Raw genomic sequence first — 12497 nt, forward strand, 5'->3', positions numbered from 1 at the left:
GCCCCCGGTTCAGGAAAGGCCCCTCATGCTTACTGCCGACGACTACCGCGCCCATGACGCCCTCGGCCTCGCCGCGCTTGTGCGCGCCGGCGAGGTCACCGCCGCGGAGGTGACAGAGGCCGCCCTGGCGCAGATCGATCGGCTCAACCCCGCGCTCAACGCGGTGATCCTGCGCGACGACACGCAAGCGCGCGCCGCGGCGCGGGCGGTGCCCTCCGGCGCGCCGTTCACGGGCGTTCCGTTCCTGGCCAAGGACATCAATGTGCAGGTGCGGGGATGGCCGCTCACACACGCCTGCCGCTTCTTCGACGGCGCCGACAGCGCCACCGCCGACAGCGCGCTCGCACGGCGCTGGCGCGCCGCCGGTCTCGCCGTCATCGGGCGCAGCAACACGCCCGAGTTTGCCACCGACTTCGCCTGCGAGCCGGAGCTTTACGGCCCCACGCTCAACCCTTGGGACAAGGCGCGTACCCCCGGCGGGTCGAGCGGCGGTGCGGCGGCGGCGGTGGCCGCCGGGATGGTGCCCATGGCGCATGCCTCCGATTCCGGCGGCTCTATCCGCGTGCCCGCCGCCTGCTGCGGGCTGTTCGGTTTCAAACCCACAAGCGGGCGGGTGGCCACCGGCTCCCCGCTCGGCCCTCTCGTGGGCGGGCTCAACTGTGATCATGTCCTAAGCCGGAGCGTGCGCGATTCCGCCGCCATGCTCGACGCCACCGCCGCGCCGGAGACGGGCACCCCCTGCCCGCTGGCCGCGCCCCCCGCAGGCGGCTATCTCGCGGCCCTCGTTCAGCCGCCGCCACCGCTGCGCATCGGCCTCTGCGCCGCCGCCGCCACCGGCCAGCACCCCGAAGCGGAGATCGCGGAACTGCTGACCCGAACCGGCCAGCTTCTGGAGTCCCTCGGACACCACGTCGCACCCTTCGACTGGCCCGGCCATATCGACGCGGCAGAGGCGGCCGCGCCCCTCTGGGCCTCTGAAATCGCCCTGCTCGTCGAGCAACGCAGCCAGGCGCTCGGACGCGCGCCGCAAAACGACGAGCTTGGCCCGATCGTGCGCTTCGGCCTCGAAGCGGCGGCTCGGTTGACGATGACGGATGCCGCGCGTCTGCGCCGCACCCGCTGGGACATCCGCCGCCGCGTGGCGGAGGTGATGGCGCCCTTCGACATCCTCCTGTCCCCGGTGACGGCCACGCCCCCGCCCGCCTCGGGGCTGCTGGGCGACGCGGCGCGCCGCGGCGTCGACGACTGGGGCGATCTGGCCGAGGCCTTCGCCCCCTATACCGAGATCTTCAACTTGACCGGGCAGCCCGCCATGTCGGTGCCCCTTCATCAGGGGGCCGATGGCCTGCCCGTCGGGATGCAGCTTGCCGCGCGGGTGGGCGAGGATGCGCTGCTCCTCCGCCTCGCCCGGCAGTTGGAGCAGGCCGCCCCCTGGGCGCAGCGCCGCCCGCCGACCGCCGCCTGACCCGCACAACGAAAGCCCCGCCCGTGAGCAAACATCCCCTGATCGCCCTCTGGTGCCACCCCAGATCCATGTCCACGGCGATGGAGCGGATGATGCGCGCGCGCGGCGACGTGAAATGCTTCCACGAGCCGTTCATGTATCACTACTACCTCGGCGAGGGCCGCGGCCGCTTTCCGCATTTCGAACCGCAGGACGATCACCCGCAACGCTATGACGCGATCAAGACCATGCTGTTCGACGCGGCAGAAGCCGGGCCGGTGTTCTTCAAGGACATGAGCTATTACGTCATCCCCGACGCCCTCACCGACGATGACCTGCTCACCCGGGTCGCCAATGTCTTTCTGGTGCGCGATCCGCGCCGCTCCATCGCCTCGTATTACAAGCTGGACCCGGAGCTGAGCCTGCCCGAGATCGGGCTGGAGGCGCAGTACCGCCACGCCTCCCATATCGCCGAACGGCTGGGCGTCTGGCCCCTCGTGCTGGAGGCCGACCGCGTGCAGGCCGACCCGCAGACCAGCGCCGACGCGCTCTTTGCCGCCGGCGGGTTGCCGCCGGCGCCGCATGCGCTCGACCTCGGGGCGGCGGGACGGCCGAAGGACTGGGAAGGCGTGGCGAACTGGCACCGCGAGGCGCTGTCGCACGACCGCATCCGCGCGCCCGAAACCCTGCCCGACGCCGACGAGGTGTTCGAAGCGGCGGCCCACAAGGCGCCGCGCCTGCGGGCGATGCTGGATCATCACTGGCCGTTCTACGAAAAACTGCGCGCCCGCGCGCTCTGACCGGCGTCAGTGGGTGGTGGTGTTCGAGAACAGGTTGATCACCGCGATCCCGCCAATGATCATCACCATCCCGACGATCGCGGGAAAATCGAGTTTCTGACCGAACAGGAAATAAGCGATCATCGCGATGAAACAGATCCCGAGCCCCGACCAGATCGCATAGACGACCCCGACCGGCATGACCCGCAGTGTCAGCGCCAGAAGGTAAAAGGACACCGCGTAGCTTGCCACCATCACGACGGACGGGCCAAGGCGCGAGAATTGCTGGCTGGCCTGCAACGCGGTCGTGCCGATGGTTTCGAACAGGACCGCCACGGCCAGATAAAGCCAATGCATCGAGGGCTCCATGAAAATGGCGGAGGCCCCTGCGCCGTTCCCGCCGTGTCTGTCTGCTCCGCCGCTGGGACACACGCACGACTCAAGGCCGACATCCCCGGGAAATCTGCCGCTTCAGGATGTGGCACAAGATCCTCCGGCGCTCAAGGCCTTTCAACCCGCACCGCTCCGGCCCTGCACGGGCGGGGCTATGGTGCGGGCGGTGGGACTCGAACCCACACGGGGCGAAAGCCCCTTCAGATTTTAAGTCTGATATGTCTACCATTCCATCACGCCCGCATCCGGCGCGGAGCGGACCATAGACCGCATTCGTCGCGGGGGAAAACCCCCATTCGACGGGCGCGTTTTCAAAAGGGGCGCCTTGCGGCGCGACTCACACGCCTGTTGGGGGGTTCACCCCCCCCACGGTATTTGACCCGAGAAGATGCGGCAGACGTCCTGCCCTTTCTCTGTTCCGAAAATACTCGAAAAAGCAACGCCCGCCGCGTTCACAGCGGCCAAAGACGGCGTGGCGCGAAGTTCGACACCGACGCGATACCGACGCGATACCGACGTGATACCGAAACGGCTTTTTTAGCGATTTCAGCGTGTTAACCATGATTCGTATCAGAAGAGGTTCCCCTGTTCCGGAGGCGTCTTCTTCGGCGTGGATTTTCGCGGGCCCGGCTGACTCTGACCGGGTGTGAACCGCCCATCCGCGAACTCGATCTCCAGCGCTTGCGCCGCCCCCGCGGCGGCCCTTGTCGTGACCACCGCGCCATCGCCCCAGACCACGGCATAGCCACGCTGCAGCGTCGCCTGATAGCTCAGCGTGTCAAGCATCCGTCCCCAGGCCGTCAACCGCTCACCGCGTGTGGTGATCTGCGCCTTTCCGGCCTTCTCCAGGCGCGCGGAAAGGTCTGTTACACGGCGTTTTTCCCGGGCGATCTCCTGCAGGATCGGTTGCGGGGACAGGCGCTCCGCCCGCGCGTTCAGCATCTCGCGCCGCCGCTCCGCGCTGCGTTTCAGGGCCGGCGCCAGACGCGGGGCGCGCGCCTGAAGTTGCTCGCGCTTGCCTTGCACGGTCCGGCGCAGGGCCGAGGGGCGCAGGCTGCCGGTGACATGGCTCAGCCGAAGCCGCCGCTGGTCCACGCCCCGGATCAGCGCCTGCGGCAGCCGCGCGCCCACCGTATCGAGCTTCTGCGCGGCCCATTCGGTCAGCGTCCGAGGCCGGGGCAACGCACGGGACATATCTCTAAGTCTCTGGTTTCGCTGCGTAATCGCATAGCCGAGAGCCCGTGTCAGCCGCGCGCCCTGATCGTCCGTCCAGCTCAGAAGCTCCATCCGCACCGGCACCGCCAGTTCCGCCGCCGCCGTGGGCGTCGGCGCGCGCCGGTCGGCCGCGAGATCGATCAGCGTGGTGTCGGTCTCATGGCCGACCGCCGAGATCAGCGGGATCTGCGAAGCCGCCGCCGCCCGCACCACCGCTTCTTCGTTAAAGCCCCACAGATCCTCGATCGAGCCACCGCCGCGCGCCACGATGATCAGGTCGGGCCGGGGAAGCGGTCCGCCCGGTGTCAGCCGGTTGAATCCCTCGATCGCGCGCGCCACTTCGGGGGCGCATATTTCGCCCTGCACGGCCACCGGCCAGATCAGCACCTTGCGCGGAAACCGATCCCGCAGACGGTGCAGGATGTCGCGGATCACCGCGCCGGAGGGGGAGGTGACGACCCCGATCACATCTGGCAGATAGGGCAGCGGCCGCTTGCGCGCCGGATCGAACAAGCCCTCGGCCTGCAACGCTTTCTTGCGCTTTTCCAGCATCGCCATCAGGGCACCGACCCCCGCCGGACGGATATCCTCGATGACGATCTGGTATTTCGACTGCCCGCCGAATGTGGTGATGCGGCCGACGGCGACAACCTCCAGCCCCTCCTCGGGGCGGGTCGCCAGACGCGCGGCCACGCCCTTCCAGATCACGCCGGACAGCACGCTGCGGTCATCCTTGAGATCGAGGTAGATGTGACCCGACCGGGGACGGCTCACCCGACCGATCTCGCCGCGAATGCGGACGTGGCCGAACTCCCCCTCGATCACGCGCTTGATCGCACCGCTGATCTCGGTGACGGTGAATTCCGGGGCGTTCGCGCCCTCTTCGGGCTCATCGATCAGGTCGGACATCTCGCCTCGCTTGTCTCTTGGCTGGCGGCACCTTAGAACGCGCGCAACGGAAGGCCAAGCAGGAGCGCATCCCCCATGAACATCCTCATTCTCGGCAGTGGCGGACGCGAGCATGCGCTGGCCTGGGCGGTGATGCAGAATCCCAAGTGCGACAAGCTCATCGTGGCGCCGGGCAATGCCGGGATCGCGCAGATCGCCACCTGCGCCGCGCTCGACATCGACAACCGCACCGCCGTGGTCAATTTCGCCGAGGAGAACGCGATTGATTTCGTGATCATCGGCCCCGAGGCGCCGCTGGCCGCAGGGGTGGCCGACCGCTTGCGTGAGGCCGGGCTGCTTGTCTTCGGCCCGTCGGCCGCCGCCGCCCGGCTAGAGGCGTCCAAGAGCTTCACCAAGGAGATCTGCGCCGCCTCGGGCGCGCCCACGGCCGGCTATGCCCATTTCACCGAAGCCGGCCCCGCGAGGGCCCATGTGCGCGCGCAGGGCGCGCCCATCGTGGTCAAGGCCGACGGGCTCGCGGCGGGCAAGGGCGTGATCGTGGCGATGGATGAGCAGACCGCGCTCGACGCCATCGACGACATGTTCGGCGGTGAGTTCGGCGCGGCGGGCGCCGAGGTCGTGATCGAGGAGTTCATGGAGGGCGAGGAAGCCTCTTTCTTCGTGCTCTGCGACGGCGAGACGGTCCTGCCCATCGGCACCGCACAAGATCACAAGCGCGTGGGAGAGGGCGATACCGGCCCCAACACAGGTGGCATGGGCGCCTATTCCCCCGCCCCGGTGCTCACCGACGCCATCGCGCAGAAGGCGCTGGACGAGATCATCCGCCCCACGGTGGCGGAAATGGCCCGGCGCGGCACGCCCTTTCAGGGGGTGCTCTATGCCGGATTGATGATCGAGAACGAAACGCCCCGTCTGGTGGAATACAATGTCCGCTTCGGCGATCCCGAATGCCAGGTTCTGATGATGCGGCTTGGCGCGCAGGCGTTCGACCTGATGCATGCCGCCGCCGAAGGACGGCTGGCGCAGGCGCGTGTGAACTGGGCCGACGATCATGCCCTGACCGTGGTGATGGCCGCCAACGGCTATCCCGGCGCCTATGAAAAGGGCAGCGTGATCAAGGGGCTGGATGCGCTGCCCGAAGACAGCGCGCGCATGGTCTTTCATGCCGGAACCACCGCGACGCACGGTGCGATCACCGCCAGCGGGGGCCGCGTTCTCAATGTCACCGCGCGCGGCGAGACGCTGCGCGATGCCCGCGAGCGGGCCTACGCGATGGTCGAGGCGATCGACTGGCCCGAAGGGTTCTACCGGCACGACATCGGCTGGCGCGCGCTCTGAGCGCGGCCCCGGCGCCGCGGGATTGGGATTTGCAGGTTGCGGCGGGGTGACCTATCCTGCGGCCTGGGGGATATTTCACAGCAACGACATCGGGGGCCACGCCATCACCGACCTGCCGTCAATAGACGACTGCTACCGCAACCGGGACTTTGCCGCGCTGGCGTTCACCCATGCGCCGGTGGGCCTCGTGGTGACAGAGAACCGCGTGATCCGGGACTGCAACAACACCTTCGCCGCGATGTTTCGCTATGAACGCGGCGAGCTGCGCGACCGGCTGTTCGATTTTCTCTACCCCTCCGAAGAGGAGTTCGTGAACATCCGCAGCCGCGGCGACAAGGTGCTGAGCCAGAGCCTGCCCTACTGGGATGAGCGGGTGATGAGGCGCAACGGCGGGGATCTGTTCTGGGTGAGAGTGCGCGGCCATACCTTCACCCCGGAGACGCCGCTCATGCGCGCGGTCTGGAGCTTCGCGGACCTGTCGGAAACCCGCCCCTACCAGCCGCTCACCCGGCGCGAGCGAGAGGTTTTCTCGCTGCTGGGCGAGGGCAAGACCTCCAAGGAAATCGCCCTGTCGCTGGAGATGTCCTATCGCACGGTGGAGGTGCATCGCGCCAAGCTGCTGAAGAAATTCGGCGTGTCGAACACCGCGGGCCTGTTCCAGTCCCTCGGCGCGATCGGCGGCGATCATGTGATCAACGCCAGCCGGATGACGGCGGGTTAGGGCGCGCGCCTCGAGCCCTCAATCGGGCTCCACCTCCGGCAGGGGCGGCAGTTTGGGATCGCGATAGGCTTGCAGGCGGCGCGCGGCATGGGTGGCGAATTTCCGGATCATCACCTTGCGCCGCGCCGCCGGAAGCCGGCCCTCGGGTGCCATGCGCAAGATCTCCGCGTCATGGGAATCGGCGACAATCAACCCGGTCTCATCGGGCAGCATCTCAGCCGGGAACGCCTCATCCACCGCCCAAAAGAAGCGGTCGCACCAGTCGAGATACCCGCTCCACTTGCGGTCCGACAGGTAATCGGTCCGACTCGATTTGCATTCGATCACCCAAAGCTCCCCCTTGGGGCCAAGCGCCATGACATCCACGCGCAGCCCGCGCACCGGCACGAACTCCTCCACCGAGACGAATCCGTGACTGCGCAGATGGCGGCAGACCCCGCGCGCGAGCAACTGCCCCGGCTGCAATTCCTGATCTGGTCGTATCATCGCACAATCATGAACATAAGGTGAACGAACATCAAGGGGCAGGACGACGGGATCATTTGCGAAATTTCGATCGCCCCCTTGCCGCCGGCCCTCTTGGAGCCTATCTCAGGCAGTGGCGGGTTCTGCCCCTCTCGTTACACGGTTGCATTCCGGTGGCCTTAAGCAATTCCGAGGGAGCTGGCTCTGGTCAGATCGTGGTCTGGCTACCTGGTGCCCACCTGTACACACAGGTCCTCGGGAATGAGATAACCATACGGTCGCGTGCGGGCCCGCCACTTCCCGCAAATTACCGCCTCAGCTTCGGCGTTCTTCGGCGCGCACCGGAACGGGTTCCGCCAGAAGGACCGGCTCGGGCGCGCGGCGTCCGCCGCCGCCATCCTCATCGCGGCCCATCCGCATGATGGATATGGAAAATTGCACCCCGGCAAACACGATACCGTTGAACACCCAGAGCATCACGACAGCGATCATGCCGCCGGAGGTATGCGTCACCAGATGCCACAGGTTCGCCACATCGAGCCACAGAAGCAGACCCACGAAAACCGCGCTCAGGCCGAAGCCGACAAGCACCTGCTGGATGTAGAGTTTCACGAGACGGGGCATGGCAAGGCTCCTCTTTCCGGTTACCGACAGAGTTATGCCGAATCGCGCATATGACAAGGGGCGCGCCGCCCCTGCGGCGAAAAGCTGCGCATGACTTGCTGACACGCAGCTTCAGAACGCCTCGGGCCGGGCCTCGCGCGCCATGTGATCGAGCACCGCATTGACGAATTTCGATTCCCGCCCCTCGGGAAAGAACGCCTCGGTGAGCGCGACATATTCGGTGATCACCACTTTCGGCGGCGTTGCCGTGTCGCGCAATTCCGCCCCGGCGGCGCGAAACAGGGCGCGCAGCGTCGGATCGATGCGCGCGATCGGCCATTTCGCCACCAACGCCCTGTCGGTCAACTGGTCGATGGACGCCTGATAATTCACCGCCTCCGCGATCACGTCCCTGAAATGGGCCGCGTCGCCTTCCTGCATCTCGTGGCTGTCGAACCGCTCTCCGAAACGGTGATCGAGAAACTCCCGCTCCACCTGATCGACGGTCTGGCCGGAATGTTCCATCTGGAACAGCGCCTGCACTGCATAAAGCCGCGCGGCGCTTCTCATCTTGCGTTTCTGGTTGCCCGAAACCGGGCCGGTGTCGTCAGTGCTCATGCAACGGGATCGCCTTTGTTGTCCCCCGCGATGCGGATCTCCTCGGCGTCGGGTAGAAAACCGACACCCTTGCGCGGGCCGCCCCATTTGCGCGAAAGCGCGACCAGATGCAAGGCGGCTGCGGCCGCGCCGCCGCCTTTGTTCTGATCCTGCGGATCGGCGCGCACCTCGGCCTGCGCGCGGTTTTCGACCGTGAGGATGCCATTGCCGATGCACAGCCCTTGAAGCCCCATGAGTTGCAGCGCGCGGCTGGAATCGTTGCACACGGTCTCGTAGTGCGTGGTCTCCCCCCGGATCACGCAGCCGAGCGCCACGTAGCCGTCGAAATTCGACCGGCGGTCCGCGATCCCGATGGCCGTCGGCACCTCGAGCGCGCCGGGCACCTCCACGATCTCATGGGTGGCGCCGCACGCGTCGATCTCGGCCTCGGCGCCTTTGATCAGATTGTCGGCAATGTCCCGGTAAAACGGCGCCACGACGATCAGCAGCTTCACAGGCTTGTCGAACGCGGGGCGCGGCAGGGTGTAATGCGTTTCTTGTCCGGCCATGGTCAGCCCTCCGAAAGAATGGGGCGCGTGCCGGTGATGGACAGTCCGAAGCCGTCCAGTCCGACATAGCGCGTGCGCGGCGAATCGGTGAGCAGGATCAACTCCTGCAAGCCCATCTCGTTGAGGATCTGCGCCCCGAGGCCGATCTGCTTGACCGTGCGGGGCCCCTCGTCCTCGGTGGCATAAAGCGCGTGGCGCGGCTCGCGGAACAGGCAGACGACTCCGCGCCCCTCCTGCGCGATGATCTCCATCGCGCGCGGCAATTCGCGCGCGGGCTTGGGGCCAAGGCCAAGGATGTCGGACGCCTCATGCAGCGCATGGGTGCGGATCAGAACCGGCTCCGGCGTGGAAATGTCGCCCTTGATCAGCACCACATGCTCCACTCCGTGGGTCTGGTCGGTGAAAATCCGCATCTCCCACGTGCCGCCGAATTCCGACTCCACCTGCTCGCGCGATGTCTCCACCACAAGGTTGTCGTTCTGCGTGCGATAGGAGATCAGATCAGAGATCGTCCCGATCTTCAGGTCATGCTCGGCCGCGAATTCCATCAGGTCGGGCAGCCGCGCCATGGTCCCGTCGGGCTTCATGATCTCGCAGATCACCCCCGCGGGGTTCAGCCCGGCAAGCCGCGCGATGTCCACCGCCGCCTCGGTATGGCCCGCGCGCACCAGAACGCCGCCGCGCTTGGCCCGCAAGGGAAAGACATGGCCCGGCGTGGCAAGGCTCGTCATGGTGTTCTGCTCATTGATCGCGGTCTTGATCGTCAGGGCGCGGTCGGCGGCGGAAATGCCGGTGCTCACCCCTTCGCGCGCCTCGATCGACACGGTAAAGGCCGTCTCGTGACGCGAGGAGTTGTTCACCGCCATCATCGGCAGGCCCAGCCGGTCGATCCGCGCGGCCGTCATCGGCAGACAGATAAGCCCGCGCCCGTGCATGGCCATGAAATTGACCGCGTCGGCATCGGCGAACTCGGCGGCGATGACGAGATCGCCCTCGTTCTCGCGATCCTCGTGATCGACCAGAATGAACATCCGCCCCGCACGCGCCTCGTCGATGATCTCTTCGATGGGGCTGATTGCCCCGTGCAGGGCCTCTTCCACGGGTCCGGGTGTCTCAAAACTCATCTGATCGCCTCTGACTTGCGCATTTGCCTGCCAGATAGCCCCTACAGCGCCCGATTGCCAGAGCCGCCGCCGACAGATTGCCGCATGAAACGACGGTGAGGCGACGATTTCCCGTCAGGAGTTTTCCCGTCAGGGCAAGGCGAACGCACGGGATGCGGGCATGAGCCGCGCATCGGGGCCGCGCCTCAACGTTCCCTCGAAGGCCGTCACCGGGCGCCTCGTGTCAGGCGCTGAACACTAGCTCATCTCGCGAAGCCGCGCGACATAGCGCGCCATCGTGTCGATCTCCAGATTGATCCGCTGGCCCGGTGCCACGTCGCCCCACGTTGTCACCTCCTTGGTGTGCGGGATGAAGTTGACGCCGAAATCGCGGCCCTCCACCTCGTTCACCGTCAGCGACGTGCCATTGAGCGCCACCGATCCCTTCGGCGCGATGAACTTCGCCAGCGCCTCGGGCGCCCGCAGCATCACCCGCGTGCTGTCTCCCTCGTCGGTGACCGAAAGCACTTCGGCCACCCCGTCCACATGGCCCGACACGATATGCCCACCAAGCTCATCGCCAACCCTCAGGGCGCGTTCGAGGTTGACGCGCCGCCCCTCGGTCCATTCCCCGAGGTTGGTTTTGGACAGGGTCTCGGCGCTGACGTCCACATCGAACCAGTCGTCGCCAAGCTCCACCACCGTCAGGCACACCCCGTCACAGGCGATCGACGCGCCGAACTCGATGCCCGAGGTGTCGTAGTGCGTACCGATCCGCGCCCGCAGATCGCCGCGCCGCTCAAGCTCGCGCAACTCGCCCATATCGCTGATGATCCCCGTGAACATCCGCCTGCCCCCTTGTCATGAACCGCCTTTGCAGACAGGTATCGTGCCATCTTCATGCTGACAAGCCGCCTTACTTTCGCCGCCGCGCCGGGATAGGGTTTCCGGCAGAGCAGTTTCGGCAGACACACCACGCAAAAGGCACGCACCCAGACCATGCACCAACCGCACGGCGACAACAGGGTTTTCCTCTTTCTACAGGGGCCGCATGGCCCCTTTTTCCACGCGCTTGGCAAGATGTTGCGGCGTTCGGGGGCGACGGTCTGGCGGGTCGGCTTCAACGCGGGCGACCGCGCCTTCTGGTTTGACGGGCAAAGCTATCTCCCCTTCACGGGCCGTCCCGACGACTGGCCGGCGCGCCTGCGCGCGCTTTTCGATGAAAAGGGCGTGACCGATCTGGTGCTCTACGGCGACACCCGCCCGATCCACGCCACCGCCGTCACCGCCGCGAGACAGGCCGGGATCGAGGTGCATGTCTTCGAGGAAGGCTACCTGCGCCCCTACTGGGTCACCTATGAGCGCGGCGGCGCCAACGGGCATTCGCGGCTCATGCGGATGACGCTGGCCGACATGACCGAGGGGCTGAAGGGCTGCGACACCGAAACCCCGATGCCCCCCGCCCACTGGGGCGATATGCGCCAGCATGTATTCTACGGCGCGCTCTACCACTGGTTCGTGATGTTCCGGAACGGGCGCTACCGCGATTTCCGCCCGCACCGCGCGATCCCCGTCACCAAGGAGTTTCAGCTCTACCTGCGCCGCCTGCTTCTGATGCCGGCGCAGGCGGTGGACCGGCGGCTGGCCACGCTGCGCATTCGCCACGGCGGCTTTCCCTATCACCTCGCGCTGCTGCAACTCGAACACGACGCCTCGTTCCAGATGCACTCGCCCTTCTCCACGATGACCGAATTTCTCGAACTGGTGATGGAGAATTTCGCCCGTGGCGCTCCGCGCCATCACCATCTGGTGTTCAAGGCCCACCCGCTCGAAGACGGGCGCGTGCCGCTCCGGCGCGAGATCCGGCGCCTTGCCGCCGCCCACGGCATCGCGGCGCGCACCCACTATGTACGCGGCGGCAAACTGGCGCAGCTTCTGGGCGATGCGCGCAGCGCCGTGACCGTCAATTCCACCGCCGCGCAACAGGTGCTCTGGCGCGGCATCCCGCTCAAGGTCTTCGGCGACGCGGTCTACAACCACCCCGAGTTCGTCTCCACCCAGCCGCTCGATCAGTTCTTCGCCGGCGCCCGCCGCCCCGACAGCCGCGCCTATCGCGACTACCGCCGCTATCTTCTGGAAACCAGCCAGGTGCCCGGTGGCTTCTATTCCGCCCGCGCCCGGCGGCAGCTTCTGCGGCAGGTGGTGGACATGATGCTGGCGCCGCACGATCCCTATGACGCGCTCAGCCTCGGCACAGCGGCACCAAGGCAACAGTTGCGTGTCGTGACCTGACCGGCACAAGGTGTAGCTATGGCGTTTTGTGTCGGATTCCGGTAGGTTGTGGAAAAAATCTGAGGCAGA

The 12497-nt window shown here is 66.6% G+C and carries 13 protein-coding genes and 1 tRNA gene; 5 read left to right on the top strand and 9 right to left on the bottom strand.

Going from position 1 to position 12497, the window contains the following annotated elements; all coding sequences use genetic code 11:
• Window positions 1-25: 25 nt before the first annotated feature.
• Both BMW66_RS03030 and BMW66_RS03035 read left to right on the top strand, forming a co-directional pair.
• Window positions 26-1465 carry an amidase gene (locus tag BMW66_RS03030; protein ID WP_093115255.1) on the top strand — a complete coding sequence of 480 codons (1440 nt, stop codon included), beginning with the start codon at window positions 26-28 and terminating at the stop codon, window positions 1463-1465.
• Between the two features lie 23 nt (window positions 1466-1488).
• Complete coding sequence (locus BMW66_RS03035; protein WP_139196112.1) at window positions 1489-2244, top strand: sulfotransferase-like domain-containing protein; 756 nt, start codon at window positions 1489-1491, stop codon at window positions 2242-2244.
• Window positions 2245-2250: 6 nt separating this feature from the next.
• Here the strand turns inward: BMW66_RS03035 and BMW66_RS03040 are convergent, their stop codons facing one another.
• The 3 genes from BMW66_RS03040 to xseA all read right to left on the bottom strand — a co-directional run bounded on the left by BMW66_RS03040 (window position 2251) and on the right by xseA (window position 4740).
• On the bottom strand, window positions 2251-2580 hold the full coding sequence (locus BMW66_RS03040; protein ID WP_093115415.1) for a DMT family transporter: 330 nt from the start codon (window positions 2578-2580) through the stop codon (window positions 2251-2253).
• A 191-nt stretch (window positions 2581-2771) separates the two neighbouring features.
• A tRNA-Leu gene (locus tag BMW66_RS03045) sits at window positions 2772-2859 on the bottom strand.
• A gap of 327 nt (window positions 2860-3186) precedes the next feature.
• Window positions 3187-4740, bottom strand: coding sequence for an exodeoxyribonuclease VII large subunit (gene xseA, locus BMW66_RS03050; RefSeq protein ID WP_093115259.1), 1554 nt, complete (start codon window positions 4738-4740; stop codon window positions 3187-3189).
• A 75-nt stretch (window positions 4741-4815) separates the two neighbouring features.
• Between xseA and purD the strand changes: the two genes are divergently transcribed.
• Window positions 4816-6078 (top strand): phosphoribosylamine--glycine ligase, encoded by a 1263-nt coding sequence (purD, locus tag BMW66_RS03055; RefSeq protein WP_093115261.1) that lies wholly within the window; start codon window positions 4816-4818, stop codon window positions 6076-6078.
• A 103-nt stretch (window positions 6079-6181) separates the two neighbouring features.
• Entirely contained in the window at window positions 6182-6799 is a 618-nt protein-coding gene (locus BMW66_RS03060) for a PAS and helix-turn-helix domain-containing protein (RefSeq protein ID WP_245729323.1), read from the top strand.
• 18 nt (window positions 6800-6817) lie between these two features.
• Here BMW66_RS03060 and BMW66_RS03065 read toward each other — a convergent pair whose 3' ends face one another.
• The 6 genes from BMW66_RS03065 to BMW66_RS03090 all read right to left on the bottom strand — a co-directional run bounded on the left by BMW66_RS03065 (window position 6818) and on the right by BMW66_RS03090 (window position 10982).
• On the bottom strand, window positions 6818-7285 hold the full coding sequence (locus BMW66_RS03065) for an MmcB family DNA repair protein (RefSeq protein WP_093115266.1): 468 nt from the start codon (window positions 7283-7285) through the stop codon (window positions 6818-6820).
• A gap of 294 nt (window positions 7286-7579) precedes the next feature.
• Window positions 7580-7888: a hypothetical protein gene (locus tag BMW66_RS03070; protein WP_093115268.1), complete on the bottom strand. Its 309-nt coding sequence runs from the start codon at window positions 7886-7888 to the stop codon at window positions 7580-7582.
• Window positions 7889-7999: 111 nt separating this feature from the next.
• Complete coding sequence (nusB, locus tag BMW66_RS03075; RefSeq protein ID WP_093115270.1) at window positions 8000-8485, bottom strand: transcription antitermination factor NusB; 486 nt, start codon at window positions 8483-8485, stop codon at window positions 8000-8002.
• Complete coding sequence (locus BMW66_RS03080; RefSeq protein WP_093115272.1) at window positions 8482-9033, bottom strand: 6,7-dimethyl-8-ribityllumazine synthase; 552 nt, start codon at window positions 9031-9033, stop codon at window positions 8482-8484. The genes nusB and BMW66_RS03080 overlap by 4 nt, the downstream gene beginning before the upstream one ends.
• 2 nt (window positions 9034-9035) lie before the next feature.
• Window positions 9036-10157 carry a 3,4-dihydroxy-2-butanone-4-phosphate synthase gene (gene ribB, locus BMW66_RS03085; RefSeq protein ID WP_093115274.1) on the bottom strand — a complete coding sequence of 374 codons (1122 nt, stop codon included), beginning with the start codon at window positions 10155-10157 and terminating at the stop codon, window positions 9036-9038.
• Window positions 10158-10394: 237 nt separating this feature from the next.
• Entirely contained in the window at window positions 10395-10982 is a 588-nt protein-coding gene (locus BMW66_RS03090; protein WP_093115276.1) for a riboflavin synthase, read from the bottom strand.
• A gap of 153 nt (window positions 10983-11135) precedes the next feature.
• On the opposite strand from BMW66_RS03090, the gene BMW66_RS03095 reads away from it, so the two are divergent.
• The gene (locus BMW66_RS03095; protein ID WP_093115278.1) at window positions 11136-12428 is read left to right on the top strand and encodes a capsule biosynthesis protein; all 1293 of its coding nucleotides are present in this window, start codon (window positions 11136-11138) and stop codon (window positions 12426-12428) included.
• Window positions 12429-12497: the final 69 nt, after the last annotated feature.

This window comes from Salinihabitans flavidus (assembly GCF_900110425.1).
GTDB lineage: Bacteria > Pseudomonadota > Alphaproteobacteria > Rhodobacterales > Rhodobacteraceae > Salinihabitans > Salinihabitans flavidus.